Below are 26,158 nucleotides of genomic sequence, written 5' to 3' on the forward strand. Positions count from 1 at the left end.
GCTTTATAATGACTGAATCGCATTCATTATACAATGACTTTCTCAATTTGAGAAGTCTAACATCAGTCATCCGTCATTTTCTCATTTTCAGCTCGGAGTCGTAAAACTTCGCGCTCAGCCCAGTTTGAAGGTTCTCGCTCGAACACGCTAGGGATGTTGTTCCAGCGTCCTCCGGTATACTGATGAATGATAATTTGAGACTGAATCTCTTCTTCATTACTTTCGCGTTTTACATAGACATAACGACCATCAGAACGTTGCCTTCTCGCCTTCACGTTATCGACAAGTTGAAGTGCCATCATATCTTTGATGTACGTTTTATGCGATGCATTGAGGATTGGAAAGAGAATCTCGATTCGCTTCTTCATATTGCGCGTCATCCAGTCTGCGGAAGAACAATACAAGTCTTCTTTGCCGTTTTGATAGAAATAAAAGATACGTGAATGTTCGAGATACCGATCGATGATTGAGATGACTCGAATGTTTTCGGAGACGCCTTTGATTCCAGGTCGTAAACAACAAATTCCTCGGATAATCAAGTCGATTTTTACACCTGCGGACGAAGCGTCATACAATTTTGTGATGATGGCCCGGTCTGTAATCGAATTCATCTTTGCAACGATTCTACCGTTCCCATATTTCTCGTGTAGTTTGATTTCCTCTTCAATTTTGTTGAGGAAGAAGTCTTTCATATCATCAGGTGACGTCTCGAATAGATGCCAAGACGGTCGTTCTCCATAACCGGATAGCCAGTTGAAGAAGTTCGTGGCATCCTCAGCAAGTTCCTCGTTCGTTGTTAAGAGCCCGATATCTGTGTACAGTTTTGCCGTAGAGTCGTTATAGTTGCCCGTTCCGAGGTGAATGAACCGTTGCAACACACCACCTTCTAAAATACGTACGACGAGTGTGATTTTTGAATGCGTCTTAAGTTCTTTATAACCGTAAATGACGTGGGCGCCTGCTTTTTCAAGTTGTTTGGCCCATTGAATATTTTTCTCTTCGTCAAATCGTGCTTTCAATTCGACGAGGACGGTCACTTGTTTACCGCTCTCTGCCGCATCGGTCAAGGCCTTGATGATCGGAGAGTCCCCAGAGACCCGATACAGCGTTTGTTTGATCGCCAGTACGTTCGGATCTTTAGCGGCTTGGACGATGAATCGTACGATTGGATCGAACGAGTGGTACGGGTGGTGAAGAAGATAATCTTGTTTGGCGATACTTTGGAATAAATCTTTTCCGGATTCGAGACCTTCCGGGATAAATGGGATCAACGTCTCATTGATCATGTCGTCATATTCTATCCCGATTTGACTATATATACCGAACAGGAAGGTCAAATCAATCGGACCATCCACAATGAAAATGTCACGGTCGTGCAAATCAAGTACATCTTGAAGCATGAATAACAGTTCTTTTCGTAATGAGCGTTGCTGCACTTCGAGCCGGATGGCGACCCCATAGCGACGTTTTTTCAGCTCTTTTTCAATTTGTTTCAACACATCGCGACTCCCTTCCTCATGGAAAGGCATATCCGCGTTACGGGTGATCCGGAACGGCATCGTCGATTCGACGACAAACCCTTTAAATAGGGAATCGATAAATTGAATGATCAAATCTTCGAGCAAAATCAAATCGGTATGTTCCTCGTCGTCCGTAGGCAGTTCAAGATAACGGGGTAGGACGGAAGGTACTTGAACGAGGGCGAGTCGCTTTTTCCCTTCGCCATTCGAAGCGATTTCGACGGCAATATTCAATGATTTTGATAACAGCATCGGGAAAGGACGGTAGGCGTCGACGGCAATCGGTGTGAGAACCGGGAAGACGTGTGTACGGAAATACTCTTTCACGAATTCTTGTTGTGTCTTGTTCAAATGTTTCGTGCGCAAAAAGCGTACGTTTTGATTGGATAATTGTTTCGTGATTTTCTTATACGTCGCATATTGTGTCTCGACAAGTTCTTGAGCACGCATCGAGATGGCTTTAATCTGTTGCTTCGGAGTGAGTCCTGTCTTGTCTTCCGGACGGTTAAACCCTGCGAGCACCTCATCTTTTAAACCTCCGACACGAACCATATAAAACTCATCTAAGTTTGAACTGAAGATTGCTAGGAACTTCAAGCGTTCCATGAGCGGGTTTCGATCGTCCACCGCTTCTTCGAGGACACGTTCGTTGAAATCGAGCCAGCTAAGTTCCCGATTGTTGAAATGTTCGTACGTATAGTCGGGCATGTTTATTCCTCCTCGTTCAAGACAATCTCAATCGATTGGTCGATTGCGCGTTCTAAGTGTTTTTTGTGTCGAGTGCTTCGTTGTAACTCAAAGCGGGCAGACCCGTTCGTATCTAATGAGAGTGTAAGACCATCTTTTGAGCTAGAGACGTGGATGTCCGTGACGATTTGGCGCTCTGTCAAATCAAGTGCGTCGACAAGTTTGACAATTGAACCAAGTAATTCAAGACTCTTCAACAACTTGTGGTCAAACCACTTCGGAAAAGCCTCGATATGTTGTTCTAACACGCGTTTTGATTTAAATGAAGTAACGAGCGCGAGTGCGAGCCGGTCTTCATTATTCAACCCTTTAAAATCATTCGTCGTGATCAAATGGAACGTGTGATCGCTCTTATTGTTATGGTCGATATATTCGCCGACATAGGCGAGACGACAAGCACCCTCGAGTAGACCAGGCTCGAACGGTTTCGGTTTGATGGCCTTCTCTTCAATCAGTCCGGTATACAGCTGACGAGCCAATCGAATCAAGTGTTGGTGGCGGGTCGGGTTCACATCATATTGTTTTTCAAAATGTCGAAAGCTTTCTTCTTTCACATCAGCAAACCGCACTTTATCATGCTCATGTAAATAGTTCTCATAAAACAATCCTTCTCGAAGTCCGTTATTGCTCATCGTGAATTCCGGAACTTTCAAATATTTCGCAAGCTCACCGATTGCTGTCACAGCCGGGGCGATGATGTCGACCCGATCTTTTGACAGTCCATCCATTCGCCCGAGTTGCTTGCTCGACATGCCGACGAGCTCATCCACGACTTCTTCGAGTTGATCGGATGAAATCGTATATTGATGGATTCCTTCAAGTGGGAAATTCGACATGGTCTGTTCGACGCGAACTAAGTTACGTGCTGTCCCTCCGACGCCGACAAGTGGGACACCATGAGGTTCTAACCATTCGATTTCCTTAAATGCTTTCTTTAAGTATGAGGTCAACGCTTTGCGTTCGTCTTTTGTCATAGTATCGTCTTTCATGAACTCTTTCGTCAAGGTGACAGCACCAAACGGGAAGCTATGATAAAAGACAAGCTCACGATTCTGGAAATAGGTGACCTCCATTGATCCCCCACCGATATCGACAGAGTAACCGTCTTCAACATACGTCGAATTGACAATGGCAGAGTACCCATAGAATGCTTCTTCATAATCACTTAGCAAGCGAATCGTCATACCCGTAGCGTTTTTCACTTGCTGTAAGATATCATCCGAATTGTTTGCATTTCGGATAGCCGCTGTCGCGACAGGAAGCACATCTGTAACGATATGATAATCGTTCAATTCTTTAAAATGGCGTAGCGTATCAATCAAAGCAGCGATTCCGTCCTCCGTCATTTCATTCGAGTCACTAATGTGACTAGATAAACGAGCTACTTCTTTCACGTTTAAGCGCTCGAAATATTGTCCTTCCTCATTGACTTCAAAGATGACATTCCGAATCGAGTTGGATCCGATATCAATGACTGCCAGTTTCTTTACCATAAAACCATCCCCTTCATATTCTTAGTGTAATCGACAAGGTTTTGGACGAACATATGATTTACGTGAATTTTAAACAATTAGATTGGCGAAAAAGGTCTCGCTTGAAGGCGTGTCGGATATTCTGTATAATACAAACGCCTAGAAAGTAGAAATGATTACGATTTATCAAATGAGAGAAGGGATTAGATGACAGCATCCGTCGTCAAATTAAATGATGTGTCTTATTACTATGATGGGACACCGGCCTTACAACAAGTTTCGATTGATATTCGACAAGGGGACTTCGTCGCCATCGTTGGAGAAAACGGTTCTGGGAAGTCGACATTGATTCGAACGATTCTTGGTTTACTACAACCACAACAAGGGTCTGTTGAACTGTTCGGCAAGCCAATTTCGCAGTTTAAAGACAAGTCTCGTATCAGTTACGTTTCCCAAAAAGCGGCTTCATTTAACTCGGGATTCCCGGTTACCGTTGAAGAAGTTGTGGCGATGGGGAGATATGGCCGCCTCGGTTTATTCAAACGTCTAAAAATGGAAGATCAGGCAGCGATTCAAAATGCGCTTGAGACGGTCAACATGTGGCAGTTCCGCCATCGTAAAATCGGGGACTTGTCAGGAGGGCAACAACAGCGTGTCTTTATCGCGCGGGCGATGGTCAATCAGCCTGACTTATTGATTTTAGACGAGCCTACGGTTGGTGTGGACCAGAAACACTTACAAGACTTTTATGAAGTGCTGCATATGCTCAGGGAACATACAACGTGTACGTTCGTTCTCGTCACCCACGATTTAAACGTCGTGACAGACCTCGTCACGAAAGTCGTCCATCTCGACCGTGGGCGTTTGGCATGTAATTGTGGTCTTCGAGAATATAGCGAGCTCGGTGAACTGGCGTCATCCATTAAACCATATCCTGTGAAAGTGCTTGTCCATGAGGGTACGACATGATTGCAGACCTTTGGACATACAGTTTTTTACGTTATGCGTTCATTGCAGCGCTCGTCATTGGTTTCACAGCACCGCTCATCGGTTCGTTTATCGTCGTTAGACGAATGAGTTTGATTGCCGATGCCCTGTCACATATGACGCTTGCCGGTATTTCATTCAGCTTATTTCTCGGGCAATACATCGCCTTATTCGCTGATCTCAATCCTCTCTATATGGGAACGTTGATTTCGGTATTAGCGGCGCTCGGACTCAACTGGTTACGAAGTAAATATGTTCACTTTCAAGAATTATCGATTCCCATCATGATGTCAGCTGGGATGGGACTGAGCGCTATTTTCATCTCGCTCTCAAGAGGATTCTCCGTTGATTTGTCGACGTTATTATTCGGATCAATCTCCGCAGTGAGTCAGTCAGATATCACCTTGATTGTCAGTGTGGCGATCTTAACGGTCCTTGTGATCTTTATCTTCTATAAACAGTTACTGTTCTTGTCATTTGATGAAGAACAAGCGAAAGTCTCGGGACTTCCGAGCACAATGCTCCATATGTTATTCATGTTCATTGTGGCACTTGTCATCGCTGTCAGTATGCGAATCGTCGGCACGCTTCTCGTATCAAGTTTGATTACGCTACCTGTCGCAGCGGCGTTACGTTTCACCTCAAGTTTCAAACAGACAATCCTTTGGTCCATCATCTTTGGTGAAGTTGCGACAATCGGTGGACTCGTCCTTGCTTACGACCTTGATGTCGCACCAGGTGGGGTCATCGTGTTGATCGCGGTCGGTATCTTGGCGGGTGTCATGATTCTTGAGAAAGTGATGAGTTTCAGGAAAAAGGAGGTACAACATGAATGAGACTGAACAATTGAATCGTCTTCGTGCATCTTCTTTAAAAGTTACGCCTAAACGTCTTGAGATGTACGCCTTTCTCTCTGAAGAAGATCGCTACGTCAGTGCTAAAGACGTACTGGAATATATGCGGGATAAGCATCCGACGATGAGTTTTGATACGATTTATCGAAACCTCAAATCTTTCGCTGAGGAAGGGCTACTCGAAGCGACAGAGCTTGAAGGCGAAAAGTCGTTTCGCGTCACATGTAGCGCTTCGCACCATCATCACCATTTGATTTGTCGAAGTTGCGGAAAGACAAAGCTACTCGATTTGTGTCCGATGCGTTTTGTAGAGACAGTGGATCCTGAATTTGAAGTGGTCGATCATAAATTTGAGATATACGGGTATTGTAAAGAATGTAAGCAAAAGGGATTGAATTGATTCAATCCCTTTTTTGTATCGAAAGGGGGAAGTCAGATGATTTACACAGCGAAAGAAATCAAACAGATCGATCAAACCGCCAGTCAAAACGGGATGCCCGAGACAGTATTGATGGAACGAGCGGCTTCGGCAATCGTGCCGAAGATGCAGATAGATTCCTCTTCAACAATTCTAGTGATTTGTGGAAAAGGCAATAACGGCGGAGATGGATGGGTTGTCGCGAGGGAACTTGCGGTGAAAGGTCACAACGTGAGCGTTTGGTCACCACTCGGTGAAAGTAAATCGGAGGCGGCATCGACGCACGCGACTTATGCGGCATCATTCGTTCAAATTATTGAGCAACCGATTACTACGGACATCATCATCGATGCGTTGTTCGGTGTCGGACTCTCAGGACCCGTTTCAGGAAAAGCGAGAGATGTCATTGAATGGATCAATGAACAATCGGCAGAGGTGTTGTCGATTGACATTCCTTCCGGTATGCCGAGTGACCACGCTCGTGAGTTTGATGGCCTGGCTGTTCAGGCGACCTATACTTATTCTTTACATGGCTATAAGCGGACAGCTTTTTTAAACCGCACTGCACCTTATTTTGGACAGCTCGAACGAATCGATATCGGGCTCCCGCATACATCGGACTGGAACGTATTGACCGAATCTGATTTTGATCAATCGCTTTTAGAGAGAGACCGATTCAGTCATAAAACGGATTATGGGCACGGCATATTGATTGGGGGAAGTCGTCATCTCCTCGGAGCCCCATTTATGGCGGGCCGCGCAGCACTTCGCTCCGGGATTGGCTTGTTAAACCTCTCAATCCCAAGGGAGGCGAGTCCTCTCATTTCGACGTTACCTGAAGCGATGTACGACCAGCATACGGATCTCTTGGAAAAAACATACGACGCGATTGCAATCGGTCCTGGAATGGTGGAAGGTGAGGGTTTGGACTTGATTTGGCAACAAGTGACTCGGCAATCGTGCCCCGTCATCGTTGACGCGGGTGCACTATCGACGAAGCGACTTGAAGCACGAGGACCGCTCATCCTCACGCCGCACCCTGGTGAATTTTCTAAATTGACAGGTCGATCAGTTGAAGAGATTGAAAGTGACCGTTTCACCATTGCTGCCGAATTTGCAATAGAGCACCGTGTCCACCTGATTTTAAAAGGGACGTATACCCTTATCGTGGCACCCGATGGAACAGGCGCGGTCAATACAGTGGAAGCCTCTGCCTTAGCCAAAGGAGGGAGCGGCGACGTGTTGACAGGAATTTTGCTCACATTATGGGCGAGAGAAGGTGGGTCATGGTCACCAAATGAACAAGCAGTCCTTTGGCATGCGCTCGCAGCTAAATCGATCAGTCAAACGATTCATCCAGCAAGTGTACTCGCAAGTGACGTGATTGAAGAACTCGGCCGCATCTAATTAAAAAAGGCAATCCCGTTAGCTGAACGGGATTGCCTTTTAGCGTTGGTTAAGAACCATTTGTTTTTCGATATGCGCAATCTGGTGATGTGCCTCACGCCATGTTGAGATGCGTGTCACACCTTTAGGCAGTGCTTTCCGATTGTAAGGTGCATCGAACAATAGGACGGGGATAGACGTTTCTTCGTGGATAGATACCGCATTCTCATAACGGTCCTCCATGAATAATTCGAGTGACAAGTCTTTGACGACATTGATTTTATCGTGTGATCCGGTCATCACGAGCGAATCGAGTGGAAGTCGGTGACTCGTAATCCATTCTTCTGTAACAGGACGAACCGCTTCGCTCCTTGCAGTGACGTAGTGAAGGTGATGTTGTTGTTTCAACTCCCATAATACGTCCAATACATCGGAATGGGGAAGGGAACGACGATAGATTGCTTCCTCATGTCCTTCTTCAATCATAAACTTCCAAAACTCATGCTGTTCCATCGTGGTGTACGTATGCAGTTCATACTCTGTCGCACGATGATAGTCAATGGAGTAACCAAGTGATTCATTCATATATATAAAGCAACTTCTAGGGTCTGTTACGGTCCCATCTAAATCAATACCGATTCGCATCTCATCACTCCTCCTCACATGCCCTCTATTCTATCAAAAACCCGCACGGTTGCAACCGTGCGGGTAAGGTGATTCATTAATTTGATTGATTAGCAAGCTCTTGTTCTTCACGCTCGCGCTCAGCCATCTTCTCAGCAGCAATGGCGTCGATTTCTTTTTTCAATTCCTCAACCATCGTGGCTTCAGGAACTTTACGGATAATCTTACCATGGCGGAAAAGAAGACCTTCATTGCGGGCACCAGCGATACCGATGTCAGCCTCACGTGCTTCACCAGGACCGTTTACCGCGCAACCAAGAACAGCAACTTTAATGTTGACGTTAATGTTTTGGATGTATTCCTCTACTTCTTTCGCAATCGAGATCAGATCGATTTCGATTCGACCACACGTCGGACAAGAGATCAATGTTGCGGCATTTGCAGCAAGACCAAATGACTTGAGCACTTCTTTCGCAACTTTTACCTCTTCGACTGGGTCATCTGAAAGAGAGACACGAACCGTTGAACCGATTCCGAGTGAGAGGATCGCGCCAAGCCCAGCTGCTGATTTAAGTGAACCAGAGAAAAGTGGACCTGATTCTGTGATCCCGACATGGAGCGGGTAATCAAACGTCTTCGCAGCGAGCGTATACGCTTCAAGCGCCAAGTTCACGTCAGAAGCTTTGAGTGAAATGATTGTGTTATAGAATCCGAGATCTTCGAGAATTTTCACGTGGTGCATCGCACTCTCGACCATTCCTTGTGCAGTCGGGTAACCATACTTTTCAAGGAATTGTTTCTCGAGTGACCCGGCATTGACACCGATTCGAATCGGGATCCCTTTTGCCTTCGCGGCGTTTACGACAGCTTCTACTTTTTCACGGCGACCGATGTTACCCGGGTTGATTCGAATTTTATCGACGCCACTTTCGATGGCTTTTAGTGCAAGCTTGTAATCGAAGTGAATATCGACAACGAGCGGGATGTTAATGCGGCTCTTGATTTCAGCGAGTGCGTCAGCTGCACGTTCGTCTGGACATGCCACGCGAACAACCTGACACCCAGCCTCTTCTAGACGCTTAATCTCGGCGACAGTCGCCTCGACGTCGTGAGTTTTTGTTGTAGTCATAGATTGAATGACGACTTCGTTCGATCCTCCGATAATCAAGTTACCGACACGAATCGGACGAGTTAATGAACGATGCAAAATTTCTGACATATACGTAATCTCCTTCTTTTGGAAAGATTCCAATCGATTTAAGAAAATAAGGTTTCTTCATTATCATAACGAAAAGAATGTGAAAAAGCATCTAGGATGCGTAACGGATGTGTGCTCTTTACAAACTCTAACGTTATCTTAACATCTACTTCATAATTTTCCACCGTCTCAAGACCGATATAAAAGCGAGAATAGAAAAAGAGGTGGCAACATATGAAATGGGGCTTTAAACGCAATCGAAGGAAGAAAGCACGACGAAACAATCGACCGAATCGTCATTTTAAAATGGCACACCGTCTTCAATGGACACTCATGCCGATTATTTTACTTGTCTTTATCACGACCTTCAGTTGGTTCGCCCTGAAATCTGAACAATTATTATCCGCAGAAATCGAACAACGTCTCATGCGAGAAGTTACGGTCATGCGCGAATCGGTGAAGACATCTTATAGTGCGTACGTTGCAAACGACAAGCAACTAAACCGTTCACTCAAATCCACCTATATGCAACAAGCTTCTATCTTATCGGGGGATGAATTCGAAGCCGCACAATTTTTAGTGCGTGGACAGTCTATTGAGCAATTGAGTGGACCAAAAGGAATGAAGACAGAACAAATCGTAGAGGAGATTGCACAAACTACAAGTTCGGAAGTCAAAGAGACGGAAGAATGGTTAATGGCGTCGGTTGCGATACCTGAGTTAAAGGCAGATTACGTTCTCGTCGTCACGAAAGAATCTGCGCTCGGTCCAATGGCTGAACTGCGACAATATATCATTTTCATCTTATTGATTGCGATGATTGGGATGGCCATCCTCTTTACACGATTGATTCATCGTGAAGTCAAACCGTTGAGTATATTGGCCCATTCATTGCGCCACGCCGTTGAAACACGCCGATTCGACGATGTGGCACTTGGAGCAAAATCCAAAGAAATCCATATACTCGAAACCGAGTTCAACACGTTCATTCAATTATGGAACCGGTCCATGGACATGATGGATAAGACAGCGAGTGCGTTCCATCAAAGTCTTCCGATTTTTAAACAAGAGCTGATGAACAGCCAACATCAAGTGGAACAATTTCGTGAAGTTGCGGCTACCGTTGAACATACGAGTCATTCGTATCAGTCGGTGACGAGCGATTCCACATTCAAAATGAGGGAGGTCACGCAGCAAATCGAAACGCTTGAACATCAAATTTCAAGTGTGGATGAACGTGGCAATCGACTGAAGTCAATTTTACATGAAGAGCTTGAAACATTCTCTTCTGTGAAAGAAGCGAGTCATTATGTCGAGCATCAAGTGGAGAGCATTCAACAAAAGCTTGTGGATAGTGAATCGAATTCTTCAAAAGCGGATGAGGCGCTGAAGAGTATCCTCTCGGTGTCGACAGCTACGAAGATGCTATCGCTAAACGCATCGATCGAGGCAGCCCGTGCAGGCGAACATGGGAAAGGATTTGCGGTTGTGGCCAATGAAGTTGGGAAGTTGGCGAAAATGACGAATGAAGCGACACTTCTCGCTGTGGATGCAATCGAAGCATTGAACGAAGAACGAAAAGACTTGTTGGTGGAAGTCAACGACTTTATAAAAGAAGTTCATCTATTAAAAGATGCAGTGTCTCGGGTGGAGATTGGAATCGGGACGATTGACCATGAGATCAAGGTTCAGTTAGATGAATTTCAGTCCATCACGGATCAAACGTCTCATACCGGGAGACAGCTTTTGCAATTAATCGAATCCAATGAGCAATTGCGAGAAATCAGTTCGTTACTTGAACGAAAATTACTCGAACTAAACGAAGGTGTAGAGCGGTGGTCACACGTACAGTCATCTTTACAATCAGCAGGTGCGGATTTGAGTGATCAAAGTGAGGCACTGAATCAGACGCTTGAGGAACTCTCTCCAGCATAAAAAAACAACGACGAGCGGTTACGAAGACGCTCGTCGTTGTTTTTTTTGAGGTACTTTCGTTAATGGATAGGTGATATAGCCGAGTCCAAACAGCACGCCAATCCACATAAGAGATGAATTCATGTGGTACAGCGCAACCAATATAATTGTCGGAACGAATGTCATCGACACGGTATACGGCCAAGCTTGACGATAGGCCCACATGTTTTTTGAGTAGACTCTCGTAAACAGTTGGACATACAAGGCCATGATTGCGACCCAAATCAAGTAGAAAAAGAAGATGGCGAACCCATGTAAGAAGAGCCACATCGGAATGAAAAAGTCAGGACGAATCACAATGAAGTCCAAGACGGTAATGAGTAGCGCCAATACAAAAGTGGCCCCCATATAGGCGTGAAGCGGAGCGAGTCGAAGGCGAAGCGCTCGCTTAGATGGGACTAAACTCGTGCGGAGAAACGTGAAAATAGTGGACAACATGCAAAGAACTCCAATCTGTTATATTACAATGTGGTAGAAATCATTAAAAATAGTACAGTGTTTTAATAAAACTTTTACATAAAACGTGTTTACATGAAGATGCCGATGAAGGCATAATGAGTAGGGCATTAAAAACCAAGCAAATCCAACCAATTCTTAATTAAAAGGAGTACAAAAATCGTGGAATACAATTTGCAAGAAATGTTATTCATGTTTTTTGGAGGTCTAGGGATCTTCCTCTTCGGGATCAAATCGATGGGAGACGGACTCCAAAAGTCTGCAGGGAATCGCCTGCGTGACATCCTAGATAAGTATACAACGAATCCATTCCTCGGTGTACTCGCCGGAATCATCGTTACTGTATTGATTCAATCTTCTTCTGGTACAACCGTTATTACAGTCGGACTTGTTAGTGCGGGCTTCATGACACTCCGTCAAGCAATCGGAGTCATCATGGGAGCAAACATCGGTACAACAGTGACGGCATTTATCATCGGATTCGATGTCGGTGCATATTCACTCCCGATGATTGCAATCGGTGCAGTCTTACTCTTCTTCTTTAAGAAAGAACGTTTCCAACACCTTGGACAAGTCATTTTCGGGCTCGGGGCATTGTTCTACGGTCTAGAGTTGATGGGTGACGGGATGCGTCCGCTTCGCTCAAGTGAGTATTTCATCGACTTGACGCAATCAATGAGTGACAATCCGTTCCTCGGAGTCATCGTTGGTACTGTATTTACAGTCATCGTCCAATCGTCTTCTGCAACAATCGGAATTTTGCAAGAGCTCTATGCGGGTGGTTCAATTGAGTTAGGTGCCGCTCTTCCAGTATTGTTTGGTGACAACATTGGTACGACGATCACTGCCATTTTGGCATCGATTGGTGCATCGGTTGCCGCACGTCGCGCAGCTGCAGCACATGTTATCTTTAACTTAATCGGAACGACGATTTTCATGATCTTGTTAGTTCCGTTCACAAACTATATATATTGGATTACAGACTTCTTGGCAATTGAAGACAAGATGCAAATTGCGTTCGCTCACGGTACGTTTAACATCGTCAACACATTGATTCAGTTCTGGTTCATTGGAACGATTGCTTGGATTGTGACGAAACTGGTGCCTGGTGAGGATTCAATTGTCGATACGAAAGCACAGCACTTGGACCCAATCTTCATTCAGCAATCTCCTTCGATTGCAGTGGAACAAGCGAAATACGAAGTCATCCGTATGGGCGATTTCGCAAAACTTGGTCTCGACGAAGCGCGTAACTATTTGACAACAGGAGATAAAAAACATTCTGAAAAGTCTGCGCATATCGAAGAAGCGTTAAACTCGTTGAATGCGAAAATCACAGATTACCTCGTCAAATTGGCTGCGGTTGATTTGACAGAGCAAGAATCACAAGAGCACAAGACGCTCATGCATGCGATCAACGACATCGAACGAATCGGTGACCACGTTGAAAACATCATTGAGTTGATTGACTATAAGACAGCTACAAAAGTAACACTTTCGGCAGATGCTCAAAAAGAATTGACTGAAATGTATGACCTCACACGCGAAACGTTAGAGAAATCACTTCAGACGTTAGCAAGCGGTGACATGGTCGAAGCACGTAAAGTCATCGAAATGGAAGCGAAACTCGACATGCTCGAGCGTCAATTCCGTAAAAACCACGTTGTTCGTTTGAACACGGGTGCTTGTGATGGACAAGCAGGTATGTTCTTCGTCGACATGCTCTCAAACCTTGAGCGGATTGGTGACCATGCCATGAACATCACAGAAATCACGCTCGAAGATGCAAACGAAGTGACTGTATAAAGATGAAGCACTCCAACTACACGTTGGAGTGCTTTTCTTTTCAATGGAAAGGAATTTCCCTTGACAGTATGGAGCATATTCAGTATATTATTACTGTATAACAACATGGCGGTGTAGCTCAGCTGGCTAGAGCGTACGGTTCATACCCGTGAGGTCGTGGGTTCGACTCCCTCCGCCGCTACTTATAAGGACCCTTAGCTCAGCTGGTTAGAGCAGACGGCTCATAACCGTCCGGTCGTAGGTTCAAGTCCTACAGGGTCCATTTGAAACAACTTTCATTTTGTGAAAGTTGTTTTTTTGTTTTCAATCTAAATTTCGTGGGTAAATAGTCGTTAGCATTTTGTTTTTTGAAAAATATGAAATGAGGCGGACAAAATGGAACGAAATCACACCATGATGCAGTTTTTTGAATGGCATGTCGAAGCGGATCAAAAACATTGGAAGCGGTTAAAAGAGAGAGCTGAAGATTTAAATAAAGCTGGAATTACGGCGCTTTGGTTACCACCTGTCACAAAAGGGCAAAGCGGTGAAGACACAGGCTATGGCATCTATGACTTATACGATTTAGGTGAGTTCGATCAAAAAGGATCGATTGCCACGAAATACGGAACAAAAAAAGAGCTTCTTGAAGCGACAACTTTTTGTCAGCAAGAGCTAGGGATGCAAATTTATATGGACGTCGTCATGAACCATAAAGCAGGCGCGGATGCCACCGAGAAGTTTGACGTGCTCGAAGTGGATCAAAATGATCGCACGAAAGTGCTGTCTGACGAGCCTTTTGAAATCGAAGGATGGACGAAGTTTGATTATGAAGCTCGTGATGGGAAGTATTCTACATTTAAATGGGACTTCACACATTTTAACGGCACCGACTATGATGCAGCGACAGACCGTTCTGGCATCTTCTTTATCGTTGGAGAGAATAAAAGATGGAACGACAATGTCGATGACGAATTCGGTGTCTATGACTATTTGATGTTCGCAAACATCGATTATCATCATCCTGAAGTTCGGGAAGAAGTGTTGAGCTGGGGTAAATGGTTCATTGAGGAAACGAAATGTGACGGATTCCGATTGGATGCAATCAAACACATCAACTATGACTTCGTGAAAGAGTTCAGTCAAACGATGCGTGAAGAGAAAAGCGATCAATTCTATTTCGTCGGAGAGTTCTGGAAGTCTGATCTTGACGCATGCCGTGAATTTCTTGATAACATCGATTACCATGTCGATCTATTCGATGTTCCGCTCCACTATAAATTACATCAGGCGTCAGAGGAAGGGGCCGCATTCGATATGCGCACCATTTTTGATGATACGCTCGTCCAGTCACACCCACTTCATTCAGTGACGTTTGTAGACAATCACGATTCACAACCTGAAGAGGCACTCGAGTCATGGGTAAAAGATTGGTTCAAGCAAATCGCATACGGTCTCGTTTTGCTACGTAAAGATGGCTATCCATGTGTCTTCTATGGGGATTACTACGGCATCGACGGCCCTCACCCGACTGATGGGATGAAACTTGCCATTGATACACTTCTTTATGCCCGTCGGGAAAAAGCTTACGGGGAACAGGATGATTACTTCGATGATGCAAACGTCATCGGCTGGGTACGCAAAGGTGTAGAGGAGATCGAGCGTTCAGGATGTGCCGTTCTCATCTCAACTTCGGACGAGGCTGAAAAGCGAATGTTCGTCGGGGAAGAGCGAGCTGGCGAAACATGGGTCGACTTGACAAATACTCGAGAAGATAAAATTGAGATTGATGAGGAAGGATTTGGGGTATTTAAAGTGGCGGCGGGATCTATTTCGGTCTGGGCGTTACCAGAAGAAGATGTAGAGTGAGGCATTACAATTGAGTCGACCGTCACAAATCTGTTACATTTATAACGAACGTTGTTCAAAACACTTTTAAGGGGGATTTTAGTAATGGCTAAATTTGAATTACCACAACTTGATTACGCATATGATGCACTCGAACCACACATTGACGCACGCACGATGGAAATCCACCACACGAAACACCACAACACTTACGTCACAAACGTAAACAATGCACTCGAAGGAAAAGACGTGGAGTACTCTTCACTAGAAGACTTGCTTCAAAAAATCGATTCGCTTCCTGCTGACATTCAAACTGCTGTCCGTAACAATGGTGGCGGTCACTGGAACCACTCGTTCTTCTGGAAACTCTTGAAGAAAAACGAGAACGGGACACCTTCTGGCGATCTCGCTGCTGCAATCGACGAGTCATTCGGTAGCTTTGATGCATTCAAAGACGAGTTCACAAAAGCTGCAACTACTCGTTTCGGTTCAGGATGGGCATGGCTCGTCGTGAAGAACGGCAAACTTGAAGTGACGTCTACACCAAACCAAGATTCACCGATCATGGAAGGTGTTACGCCAATCCTCGGACTTGACGTTTGGGAGCACGCTTACTACTTGAACTACCAAAACCGTCGTCCTGACTATATCAATGCATTCTTCCACGTCATCGACTGGGATTATGTTGCGAAATTGTACGCTGACGCAAAATAAGTCGTTTGTCCCGAGATTCTTCATAGAGTCTCGGGTTTTTTTGTGTCTTTCATTAATTTGTAAACAAATTATGATATAGTGAAAAACGGACAAAATAGTAGATGACCGTGTACGCTATACTATAGAAGGAATCGATTGTGGAAGGAGATAACGGACTTGGCAAAAAATCGTGTAAAAGTGCCGAAGAAACGGCGAAACCACTTACCGTTACGTTTAAATTTGTTATTTTTCATCGTCTTCGTTCTATTTGCAACGCTAATCTTTCGATTAGGCGTCGTTCAAATTGTGAATGGGGAATTGATTGCACGTGAAGTTCAAAAAACTGAGTCGAGTAAGATTAAATACGAGGTACCACGAGGGAAGATTTATGACCGTAACGGTCAAGTGCTTGCGGATACGATTTCAAACTACTCGATCATGTACCGTCGTTCGCAAGTGACGAAAGCGGATGAACGCTTAGATGTCGCCAAAAAGTTGTCGGAAATCGTCGATATTCCGAAAGAAGATCGCAAAATGACGGAACGTGACCGCAAGGATTACTGGATTGCAACGAATCCAGAACTCGCTCAAGAACGTACGCAAGCATTGTTAGAGGAGTTACCGGAAGACGAGCGGGCTGCATTGTCCAACCAAGACGTAGACCGGCTCTTACTCGACTCCATCACAGAAGAAGAGATCACGTTCGATGATGCGACAGAAGAAATCATCGCGATCAAACATAATATGGAGAGCGGCTATGCCCTCGACCCACAAGTCATCAAAATCGGCGCAAGCCCAAAAGAGATGGCGGTCATTGAAGAAAACTTAGAAATGTTACCAGGCGTGAGCGTCGAGCCATACTATCAACGGGACTATCCGTTCGATGAGACGTTCAGAAGCTTCTTAGGAAGCTATCGTCAAATCCCGGCCGAACAACGAGCTTCTTATCAGGCGAAAGGATATGGACTGAACGACCGTGTCGGGACGTCCTACTTAGAGCAACAATATGAAGACGTCCTTCGCGGGACGCCTGCATACGATGTGTTCACAACGTATAAAGGTGAACCGGTCGGGGAACCAACTCGCGTGAGCGGGAACCCGGGTAAAGATATCGTTTTGTCGACTGATATCGAATTCCAAAAAGAAGTCGACGAGATATTGAAGAAGGCTATTCGGGCCGGGCGTTCGGGAAGTCCTCATTTCGACCGCGCGTTCGCTGTCGTCATGAACCCGCAAACGGGTGAACTACTAGCTTTGTCAGGGCAAGAGCTTGATTTAGAGACGAATGAGTTCAAAGATGTCTCGACAGGGACCGTACTCCGTGCCAGCCAAATCGGGTCAACCATCAAAGGGGCGACGGTCGCTTATGGATTTGAAGAAGGCGTCGTTGAGCCGGGAGAATATATTTATGACGCGCCGATTAAAATCGGATCGTCGACCAAAGCTTCTTACCGTAACATGGGGAACATAAACGATTTAGATGCACTTGCGATGTCGTCAAACATTTATATGTTCCAAATCGCATTACGTTTGGCTGACTATTATTCGACCGGACAAATTGTCGGGGAAAACGTCACACAGGCATTTGAAACGATGGAACATTACTATAAACAGTTCGGACTCGGAATCGAGACGGGAATTGATTTACCATTCGAGTCGACTGGATTCCGTAGCGTTCCCGACCGTGTCACGCTTCTCATGGATATGTCGATCGGACAGTATATCTCGTACACGCCAATCCAATTGGCACAATATACGTCTACGTTAGCAAATGGTGGTTATCGCATTCAGCCACATTTACTGAAAGAAATCATTGAGCCGGGTTCGCTCGATGAAAACAATAAACAAGTCGTCAGCACGTTCCAACCGAACGCGTTGAATAAAGTCGATATTCAAGACGAGTATATCGAACGTGTTCGTGAAGGATATCGTCAAGGGGTTGAATCTGCATCGGGTTCATCTCGGATTTTGCAACAGACAGGGATGACTGCGGCCGGGAAGACAGGAACGGCAGAGGCCATCGCTGAAGACGAAGATGGCCGAGCGAAACGAGACGCAAGCGGGAAGCCGATTGAGACGTTTAACTCGAACCATGTTGGCTGGGCACCGTATGATGACCCCGAAATCGCATGGGCGATCATCATGCCTGGACTTATGGCGGAAGGAATCAACACGCGGGTCGCGCACGATATTATGAAAGCTTACTTTAACTTAGAAGATGTGAATGCAATGCTTCAATGAAAGGAGTCACTTCGGTGACTTCTTTTTTTGTCTTTACAATTCTTTTACGTTCCGTTTATTTCTCGTTAATAGAAGTTCATTAGGATATTAATTGTAGGACAGAACAACAGATCCACAACAAAAATCAAAGCAAACTCAAGGAGGACGTCACAAATGTCTTGGATGAAAAAATCAGCTTTACTCGCTTCAATCACTTCGGTCGCACTCGTAGGTGCAGCCTGTGGGAACAATGAAGAAGGAAGTGGCGCTGCTGAAGGCGATGCGCTATCAGGAAAAGTCGTCATGGACGGATCATCAACTGTATTCCCAATCATGGAAGCAGTCGCAGAAGAATATTCAGCTGAACAACCAGAAGTTGAAGTGACGGTCGGTGTCTCTGGTACGGGTGGTGGCTTCAAACGCTTCGTGACGGGAGAGACAGACTTCTCGAACGCATCACGTGAAATCAAAGAAGAAGAAGCAGCTGAAGCGGAGAAAAATGGTGTGGAATTCACACAACTCTCAGTCGCACTTGATGGTCTTTCACTCGTTGTGAACCCGGCGAACGATTGGGCTCAAGATATCACGATTGAAGAATTAAATAAAATGTGGACAGATACAAGCGTGAAAACGTGGAAAGACGTTCGTTCAGACTGGCCAGATGAAGAAATCTCATTCTTCGCACCAGGTAAAGACTCAGGTACATTCGACTTCTTCAATGAGGCTGTTCTTGACGATACAGACATTCGTGAAGACGCGCAATTGTCAGAAGACGACAACGTCCTCGTCACAGGTGTAGCAGGAACGGAAGGCGCAATCGGATTCTTCGGATACGCATACTACATTGAAAACCAAGACACATTACGTGCCATGGCAGTCGAAGGTGTAGAGCCAACTCCAGAAACAATCAATGACCTTTCTTACCCGCTCTCACGTGAAATCTTCACGTATGTCAACAACGCTTCATTGAAAGATAAAGAGCAAGTAGCCGATTTCGCACGCTTCATGAATGAAAATGCTGGTGCACTTGCTGAAGAAGTTGGATATGTCGGTATGGAACAAGCGCGTTACGATGAAAACGCGAAGATGATCGACGAAATCGCTGGAGAATAAAATGATACGTGGCAGAAGGTGAGAGTAACTCTCACCTTCTCGCCATGCTTTCTAGTATGAAGAGGTAGGGAGCGATACACGAGATGAATGAACCAAACAAAGAGCTCTCGATTCGAGAGATGATTCAACAAAATAAACAAAAGAAATATAGTACGACGAACGTGTTTGATAGAATCATGCCGTTCTTATTATTCTTGAGCGCATTCGTATCGGTCGTCACGACAATTGGTATTGCGTTCACACTTGGCTTTGAGCTATTCAAGTTCTTTGAACGAGTGCCTGTCGCTGAATTTTTAGGGTCGACAGAATGGTACCCGCTTAGTGCAGATCAGCGCTTCGGGGTATGGGCACTTGTGATGGGAACACTCCAAATTACTGTAATTGCGATGATCGTTGCCGTACCGCTTGGACTGGCGTCTGCGATTTATTTGAGTGAGTACGCTTCGGAGCGAGCGCGTCGTGTATTAAAGCCAATCTTAGAAGTGTTGGCAGGTGTCCCGACCATCGTATTCGGTTTCTTCGCGTTGTCATTCATCACACCGATTTTGCAAGCGTTGATTCCAGGACTTCAAATTTACAATGCGCTTAGTCCTGGTATTGTCGTCGGGATCATGATTATTCCGATGATCGCTTCGATTTCTGAAGATGCGATGAGTGCGGTGCCGAAGAAAATTCGAGATGGTGCGCTCGGTCTAGGTGCAACACGCCTTGAAGTGGCGACAAAGGTCGTCATGCCAGCAGCGACATCTGGAATCATTGCCTCAATCGTTCTCGGAATGAGCCGTGCGATCGGGGAGACGATGATTGTAACGATTGCGGGTGGGTCGCAACCGAACTTCGAGTTCAATCCGCTCAATGCGATTCAGACGATGACGGCATATATCGTTCAAATCGCAAAAGGTGACGCAGGTTACGGAACAATCGAATATTACAGTATCTATGCGGTCGGTGCGTTGTTGTTCGTCTTCACTCTGTTGATGAACTTGCTCGCAAACTGGGTGACGCGCCGCTTCAGAGAGGAGTACTAATATGGCTTTACCGAACAGTGAGTTCAAGAATACGAAGAACCTGATGGATCGTGAGACGGTATCTGAACGAATCAAACGCCGCTTACAACTGAATGAAATTTTCAAATACGTCTTTTTGGCAGGACTTGTCTTTGCATTAGTCGTCTTATCGACTTTGATTTATGACATCGTCTCAAAAGGGGCGGGCTGGGTCGACCTTGATTTCTTACGTAACTTCCCGTCACGTCGCCCTGAAGATGCTGGTCTATATCCTGCATTGATCGGATCATTTTGGTTAATGTTATTGATCGTACCAATGGTGTTCGTCATTGGTGTCGGTGCAGCAATCTACCTAGAAGAGTACGCACCGAAGAATCGAATGACTTCATTTATCGAAGTCAATATTTCGAACTTGGCTGGTGTGCCTTCGATCGTATTCGGATTGCTCGGATTAACGATATTCGTTCGTGTGATGGAATTAGGCAACTCGGTTATGGCAGGTGCGTTGACGCTTGGACTCATGAGTTTACCGATTGTCATCGTAGCCTCACAAGAAGCATTACGGGCAGTCAAAATGGAGTTACGACACGCTTCTTTAGCGCTAGGTGCTTCAAAATGGCAAACAACGTTCAATGTCGTCTTGCCGTCAGCGATTCCTGGGATTATCACAGGAATCATTCTAGCCGTGTCTCGTGCAATCGGTGAAACAGCACCGTTGATCATGGTCGGCGCAGCAACATTTATTTCAACAACACCAAGCAGTATTTTCTCTGACTTTACGGCGCTCCCAATCCAGATCTATAACTGGACGAGCCGACCGCAAGCAGAATTCCAAAACTTGGCCGCGGCAGGAATCATCGTACTCATGACGATGCTCATTGCGATGAACTCTGTAGCGATTTATATCCGAAACAAATATACGAACCGACATTAAGTCGTTCTTGCAGATGAATGAGGAGGAAGCTCGAGATGATGAAACAACAAGAGCTCAATAAAGGAGATCAAAACGTGAACACAACAACGACAGAACCGACAACTACTGAGATGAAAAAAGATAGCGCTTATGTCGTCAACAATTTGAACTTATGGTACGGCGAAGACCAAGCTTTGATTGACGTCAACCTCGATATTAAAAAGAATGAAGTTACGGCCATCATCGGACCATCTGGGTGCGGGAAATCAACATTCATTAAAACGTTGAATCGCATGGTAGAACTCGTACCATCTGTTCGGACGAATGGTGAAATTTTGTATCATGGTCGGAACATCTTCGACCGTGGATATAAAGTAGAAGATTTACGTACATCGGTCGGAATGGTATTCCAACAACCAAACCCGTTCCCGAAATCAGTATATGATAACGTAGCGTACGGTCCTCGTACGCACGGCATCAAAAATAAAAAAGTACTCGATGAGATTGTCGAGCGCTCACTTCGTGGCGCTGCCATTTGGGATGAAGTGAAAGATCGTCTGAACGAAAACGCATACGGACTTTCTGGTGGACAGCAGCAACGTCTCTGTATCGCTCGTACGCTAGCAATCGAACCTGACGTCATCTTGATGGATGAACCGACATCTGCCCTTGACCCGATCTCTACATTGAAAGTGGAAGAACTTGTTCAAGAGTTGAAAGAGCAGTACTCAATCATCATCGTCACGCATAACATGCAACAAGCTGCCCGTGTTTCGGATAAAACGGCCTTCTTCTTAAATGGAGAAGTTGTCGAGTTCGATGTAACAGATAAGATTTTCTCGAATCCATCTGACAAACGGACGGAAGACTATATTTCTGGCCGTTTCGGTTAAGGAGGAGACTAGATTGATGGCACAAAATCGCACATTTTTTGATACGAAATTAACTGAATTAGAAGATAAAGTAGTCCGTTTGGCAAACTTGACGATGCGACAAACGGCGACGGCAATCGAAGTGTTAGAAAAACATGATCTTGAGTTGGCGCAAACGGTAATCGACAACGACAATGAACTAGATGATTTAGAATTAACTATCAACGACGAAGCGATTTTATTGATTGCTAAGCAACAGCCTGTTGCGACTGACTTACGTCGTCTGATTGTAACGATGAAATCGGCGACGGACTTAGAACGCATTGCGGATTACGCGACGAACATCGCCAAAGCTGTGACGCGAATTGAACATGTTCCTTATTTACATGACATTCAACCACTCAAACAGATGGCTGAACAGTTGATTGACATGCTCGAATTGGCGACGCGTGCGTATCGTAAAGGAGAAGTGAGTCGTGTCCGTGAACTCAATGAAATGGACCGTGTGATTGACGAAATCAATCTAACAGTGATTAAACAATACATCGGTTCCCTTCCGGCAATGACGGTCGGAACGAACGATGTATACGAGTTCTCAAACATCGCTAGATATCTCGAACGGATGGGCGATCACGTGACAAACTTCGGAGAACATTTAATTTTTCTTGAAAAAGGGAAACATTATGATTTGAATCAATAAGATTAGTGGTAAAGAACAACAGTGCTGTTGTTCTTTATTTTTTTGGGCAGGAATTCATAAAGAATGAGCGAATACTAGTCTACATGGATTTTTACATGAAGGGAGCCATACAGAGATGGAAGAGAAAATCGTATCCTTGAAGCAACAAGGACTTACGTTGAAACAGATTGCGGCAGAACTAGACGTCCCGATTGGCAAAGTCCAATACGCATGGCGAAAATGGAGAAATCAGCAACAAGAGGTGGAGGAAGTTGTCCCTGTGAAACAAAAGAGCAATAAGAAAGCTAAAGCTAAAGCTAAAGCTAAAGCGCCAGGATCAACTTCGCGTAAACAAGTCGCCACAGCGAAAGAAACGAGTGATGTGAACGTATCGCCACTTCTTACGAAAGGACCAGAAGGATACTGGCAGTTGCCAGACCGATACAACGTCGACTTTTTACATGCAGTCGTGCAATCACCGAACTCGGTTTATGTGTGCTGGGAAGTGTCTGATTTGGTCAAAGAGACGTTAGAGCTTCAGTTTATGAGACGATGGGAAGAGCTACCGAAAGCATTCCGTATTTTAGACGTGACCTTATTGGATTATGCGAGCGGTCATGCAAATCGTTCATATACGTTCGACCTACCTGAAATGACGAATAGTTGGTTCGTTCGTCCTCTCGATCCGAATACGACATATGTGTTCGAATTCGGGATTCGCACGATGGAGGGAGAATTTTTACCAATCGTGGCATCAGCACCGCTTGATACACCGCGTGCAGAACCAGCCGGCATCGGACGTTTTGCGGAACCGGTGAGACGTTGGCAGTATGGGGAAGTAGATTCTCCTGAGTTATTAGATACATTACCAAAATATGCGGCATATCGTCACGTACGTTAAGGAGGACATTCTTACATGAAACCAGGATACTTTTCACTCGTCCTTCATGCTCATTTACCGTACGTTAGGCATGAAGAGAAGCACCGATTAGAAGAAAGATGGGTGTATGAAGCCATCTCAGAAACATATATTCCAATTCTTTGGCAAGTTGACCGCTTGAAGCGGCCATTGCATTGGACAGTCAGTATTTCGCCACCAGTGGTGGAAATGCTCGCAGACCCGCTCATCCAAGACCGATATGTCGAGCACATCGATGAGATGCTCGAATTGATTGCGTTAGAACTCTCAGAGGGAAGAACGGACGAGGAGACATCGACGTTACATTTCTATGAACAGCGTTATCACGACTTGAAAAATACGTTCCTTCATTGGAATAAAAACTTGAATGAAGCGTTCCGTACATATCGTGAAGCGGGATATATCGACATGGTGACTTGTACGGCGACCCACGGCTTCAACCCACATCTCTTCACGGAGCAGGCGGCACGGGCTGAAATTCGGACAGGTCTCAACTGTTTCGAACGTCACTACGGGTTCCGTCCGACAGGGATTTGGTTGCCAGAGTGTGCATATACACCAGGCGTGGACCGAATTCTTTACGAAGAAGGGATTCGATACACGTTTGTCGATGAACATGCATTGCTCGATGCGGACCCGACTCCTGAAAAAGGCATTGGTGCTCCGGTCTATTCTCCACACGGTGTCGCATTGTTCCCACGAGACCAAATCATCTCGGGTAAAATCTGGAGTTCGATGATTGGATATCCAGGTCACCCTGACTATCGAGAGTTTTATCGAGATTTGGCCTACGACCGAGATTGGGACTATATTCAATCGTTCATGCATCCGGAAGGCATTCGATTCGACACAGGATTAAAAATGCACCGCATCACAGGTGACACCGATCAAAAAGACTTTTATGTACGTGAGTGGGCTGAACATCAAATCGAGAACCATGCGACAGACTTCGCTCAAACGTTAGAAGGGCACCTAGAGGCACATGGCGGACAAACGTTCCCACCGTTCTTGGTCACAGCACCGTTCGATGCGGAATTGTTTGGCCACTGGTGGTTTGAAGGTCCTGAATTTCTTGGGAAAGTCGCAGAGCGACTCGAAGAATTTGGAATCGAAACGATCACGCCAGCAATCTTTCTTGAGCGTCACTTCAAAGATTTACAAACCGTCCATGTTTCCATGAACACATGGGGACGAAAAGGCTACGGTGAAGTTTGGATCAATGAACGAAATGAATGGATGCTCCGTCACCTGCATATGATGGAGATGCAACTCGTCAAAGACGTAGCAGATTATCGTGATCAATCGGATTTGACGAATCGTGCGTTAAAGCAATTGATTCGCCATTATGTGTTGGCTGTATCGAGTGACTGGGCGTTTATCTTAGATGGGCAAACGACAGCTCAGTATGCGGCTGAACGCTTCAGAGAGCATACACGACTCTTCGCCGAACTTGAAACGGCGCTTTATCAAGGCACTGTCTCGAACAAGTTGCTCGATGATCATTATGCGGCGTATCCATTCCTTCAAGACGAAGATCTTGATGTCGATTCATTCCTCTCCCCGCACGACTATTACGTGACGACTGAACGAGATGCAGAAGAGTCGGCAATTCTTATGCTGACACCCGAATATCACGGTCATATCGTCGGTGGACTTGGTCATCGTGTCGTCGAGGAAGTGGAGGCGAGAGCAAATGAGGGAGAAACCGTCTATGTGCTGACGCCGTATCACGATGAGTTACCGGAATACGAACGACACGGAAACGTTCATGTGTATCGAGTTCGTCCGACTAGCCCATTTTTAGAGCACGTCATGAATCAGGTTGCCACGCAAAATATTGCGTATGTCAAACTCGTTCATGAACTTTCGAAACGGGTATCATTCAAAGTGATTCATCACTTTGATTGGATGACGATTCCTGCTGCAAGAGAACTTGCGCAATCACTTGCGCTTCCGTTATACTCAACTATGTTGTCCTTTGAAGCGACACGGAACCCGCACGGGCACGGTGGTTTATTCGATGCGATCCATCGTATTGAAAACAGTGTGTTCTCGTCAGCGGAGTACGTTTATGTCGGCGAAGAGCTCTCGATGAACGACCTGAAACAATGGTATAAAGTAAGCGAGAATGTCAACACATGCCTACCTCTTGAATCTTCTCCTTACGGACAGGAATCAATGAAAAAGAACGTGAAATAACCTTGCTTTTTCATAAGAAACTTGGTAGGATAATTGAGTATGCTTAGACTGTAAAGCAAAAGCACTTGATACAACATCATTAAGATGGGAGTGAAAGAAATGCGCGTTAAAATTACATTAGCTTGCACAGAAACAGGCGATCGCACGTACATCACGAAGAAAAACAAACGTAACAACCCAGAGCGCCTTGAGTTGCGCAAATACAACCCACGTCTCCGTCGTCACACGCTTTACCGCGAAGTGAAGTAATGAGGGACCGGCCGTCACATATGTG

Annotated in this window: 22 protein-coding genes and 2 tRNA genes; 19 read left to right on the forward strand and 5 right to left on the reverse strand. The window is 45.3% G+C overall.

The window, feature by feature from the left end; genetic code table 11:
- Positions 1-62 precede the first annotated feature (62 nt).
- Together KNP62_RS01075 and KNP62_RS01080 are read right to left on the reverse strand one after the other, a co-directional pair.
- Complete coding sequence (locus KNP62_RS01075; protein WP_214782320.1) at positions 63-2,228, reverse strand: RNA degradosome polyphosphate kinase; 2,166 nt, start codon at positions 2,226-2,228, stop codon at positions 63-65.
- 2 nt (positions 2,229-2,230) lie between these two features.
- Positions 2,231-3,760, reverse strand: a complete 1,530-nt coding sequence (locus KNP62_RS01080; RefSeq protein WP_214782322.1) for a Ppx/GppA family phosphatase — start codon at positions 3,758-3,760, stop codon at positions 2,231-2,233.
- Between the two features lie 186 nt (positions 3,761-3,946).
- On the opposite strand from KNP62_RS01080, the gene KNP62_RS01085 reads away from it, so the two are divergent.
- From KNP62_RS01085 to KNP62_RS01100, 4 genes are read left to right on the forward strand one after another with little or no spacing between them, the layout of a single operon-like run.
- Entirely contained in the window at positions 3,947-4,708 is a 762-nt protein-coding gene (locus tag KNP62_RS01085) for a metal ABC transporter ATP-binding protein (protein ID WP_214693061.1), read from the forward strand.
- The gene (locus KNP62_RS01090; RefSeq protein WP_214782324.1) at positions 4,705-5,562 is read left to right on the forward strand and encodes a metal ABC transporter permease; all 858 of its coding nucleotides are present in this window, start codon (positions 4,705-4,707) and stop codon (positions 5,560-5,562) included. Before KNP62_RS01085 ends, KNP62_RS01090 begins: the two co-directional genes overlap by 4 nt.
- A complete protein-coding gene (locus KNP62_RS01095; RefSeq protein ID WP_214782326.1) occupies positions 5,555-5,980 on the forward strand; it encodes a Fur family transcriptional regulator in 426 nt (141 codons plus the stop codon). The genes KNP62_RS01090 and KNP62_RS01095 overlap by 8 nt, the downstream gene beginning before the upstream one ends.
- A 36-nt stretch (positions 5,981-6,016) precedes the next feature.
- Positions 6,017-7,405 carry an NAD(P)H-hydrate dehydratase gene (locus tag KNP62_RS01100; protein WP_214782328.1) on the forward strand — a complete coding sequence of 463 codons (1,389 nt, stop codon included), beginning with the start codon at positions 6,017-6,019 and terminating at the stop codon, positions 7,403-7,405.
- A 39-nt stretch (positions 7,406-7,444) separates the two neighbouring features.
- On the opposite strand, the gene KNP62_RS01105 is transcribed toward KNP62_RS01100, so the two are convergent.
- Both KNP62_RS01105 and ispG read right to left on the reverse strand, forming a co-directional pair.
- On the reverse strand, positions 7,445-8,029 hold the full coding sequence (locus tag KNP62_RS01105) for a hypothetical protein (RefSeq protein ID WP_214782330.1): 585 nt from the start codon (positions 8,027-8,029) through the stop codon (positions 7,445-7,447).
- 76 nt (positions 8,030-8,105) lie between these two features.
- Positions 8,106-9,227, reverse strand: a complete 1,122-nt coding sequence (gene ispG, locus KNP62_RS01110) for a flavodoxin-dependent (E)-4-hydroxy-3-methylbut-2-enyl-diphosphate synthase (RefSeq protein WP_074033343.1) — start codon at positions 9,225-9,227, stop codon at positions 8,106-8,108.
- A 213-nt stretch (positions 9,228-9,440) separates the two neighbouring features.
- Here ispG and KNP62_RS01115 point away from each other — a divergent pair, with 213 nt between their 5' ends.
- Positions 9,441-11,141, forward strand: a complete 1,701-nt coding sequence (locus KNP62_RS01115) for a methyl-accepting chemotaxis protein (RefSeq protein WP_214782332.1) — start codon at positions 9,441-9,443, stop codon at positions 11,139-11,141.
- Positions 11,142-11,159: 18 nt separating this feature from the next.
- On the opposite strand, the gene KNP62_RS01120 is transcribed toward KNP62_RS01115, so the two are convergent.
- Entirely contained in the window at positions 11,160-11,618 is a 459-nt protein-coding gene (locus KNP62_RS01120; RefSeq protein WP_214782334.1) for a hypothetical protein, read from the reverse strand.
- 180 nt (positions 11,619-11,798) lie between these two features.
- On the opposite strand from KNP62_RS01120, the gene KNP62_RS01125 reads away from it, so the two are divergent.
- The 14 genes from KNP62_RS01125 to rpmG all read left to right on the forward strand — a co-directional run bounded on the left by KNP62_RS01125 (position 11,799) and on the right by rpmG (position 26,133).
- Positions 11,799-13,442 carry a Na/Pi cotransporter family protein gene (locus KNP62_RS01125; RefSeq protein WP_214782336.1) on the forward strand — a complete coding sequence of 548 codons (1,644 nt, stop codon included), beginning with the start codon at positions 11,799-11,801 and terminating at the stop codon, positions 13,440-13,442.
- Positions 13,443-13,549: 107 nt separating this feature from the next.
- A tRNA-Met gene (locus tag KNP62_RS01130) sits at positions 13,550-13,623 on the forward strand.
- 7 nt (positions 13,624-13,630) lie between these two features.
- Positions 13,631-13,704: transfer RNA gene (locus tag KNP62_RS01135), tRNA-Ile, on the forward strand.
- Positions 13,705-13,817: 113 nt separating this feature from the next.
- Complete coding sequence (locus KNP62_RS01140; RefSeq protein ID WP_214782339.1) at positions 13,818-15,290, forward strand: alpha-amylase; 1,473 nt, start codon at positions 13,818-13,820, stop codon at positions 15,288-15,290.
- A gap of 84 nt (positions 15,291-15,374) precedes the next feature.
- On the forward strand, positions 15,375-15,983 hold the full coding sequence (locus KNP62_RS01145; RefSeq protein WP_074033338.1) for a superoxide dismutase: 609 nt from the start codon (positions 15,375-15,377) through the stop codon (positions 15,981-15,983).
- A 156-nt stretch (positions 15,984-16,139) separates the two neighbouring features.
- Positions 16,140-18,203 (forward strand): peptidoglycan D,D-transpeptidase FtsI family protein, encoded by a 2,064-nt coding sequence (locus KNP62_RS01150; RefSeq protein ID WP_214782342.1) that lies wholly within the window; start codon positions 16,140-16,142, stop codon positions 18,201-18,203.
- 153 nt (positions 18,204-18,356) lie between these two features.
- Positions 18,357-19,295, forward strand: coding sequence for a PstS family phosphate ABC transporter substrate-binding protein (locus KNP62_RS01155; protein ID WP_074033336.1), 939 nt, complete (start codon positions 18,357-18,359; stop codon positions 19,293-19,295).
- Positions 19,296-19,378: 83 nt separating this feature from the next.
- Positions 19,379-20,323, forward strand: coding sequence for a phosphate ABC transporter permease subunit PstC (pstC, locus tag KNP62_RS01160; RefSeq protein WP_214782345.1), 945 nt, complete (start codon positions 19,379-19,381; stop codon positions 20,321-20,323).
- Between the two features lies 1 nt (position 20,324).
- On the forward strand, positions 20,325-21,236 hold the full coding sequence (pstA, locus tag KNP62_RS01165; RefSeq protein ID WP_214693039.1) for a phosphate ABC transporter permease PstA: 912 nt from the start codon (positions 20,325-20,327) through the stop codon (positions 21,234-21,236).
- A 110-nt stretch (positions 21,237-21,346) separates the two neighbouring features.
- Positions 21,347-22,108 (forward strand): phosphate ABC transporter ATP-binding protein PstB, encoded by a 762-nt coding sequence (gene pstB / locus KNP62_RS01170; RefSeq protein WP_224862754.1) that lies wholly within the window; start codon positions 21,347-21,349, stop codon positions 22,106-22,108.
- Between the two features lie 16 nt (positions 22,109-22,124).
- On the forward strand, positions 22,125-22,787 hold the full coding sequence (gene phoU / locus KNP62_RS01175; RefSeq protein WP_214693037.1) for a phosphate signaling complex protein PhoU: 663 nt from the start codon (positions 22,125-22,127) through the stop codon (positions 22,785-22,787).
- A gap of 115 nt (positions 22,788-22,902) precedes the next feature.
- Complete coding sequence (locus tag KNP62_RS01180; protein WP_214782347.1) at positions 22,903-23,667, forward strand: DUF4912 domain-containing protein; 765 nt, start codon at positions 22,903-22,905, stop codon at positions 23,665-23,667.
- Positions 23,668-23,682: 15 nt separating this feature from the next.
- Entirely contained in the window at positions 23,683-25,884 is a 2,202-nt protein-coding gene (locus KNP62_RS01185; RefSeq protein ID WP_214782350.1) for a 1,4-alpha-glucan branching protein domain-containing protein, read from the forward strand.
- 84 nt (positions 25,885-25,968) lie between these two features.
- On the forward strand, positions 25,969-26,133 hold the full coding sequence (gene rpmG, locus KNP62_RS01190; protein WP_255313299.1) for a 50S ribosomal protein L33: 165 nt from the start codon (positions 25,969-25,971) through the stop codon (positions 26,131-26,133).
- Positions 26,134-26,158 lie beyond the last annotated feature (25 nt).

This window comes from Exiguobacterium sp. s183 (assembly GCF_018617655.1).
Classification (GTDB): domain Bacteria; phylum Bacillota; class Bacilli; order Exiguobacteriales; family Exiguobacteriaceae; genus Exiguobacterium; species Exiguobacterium aestuarii_A.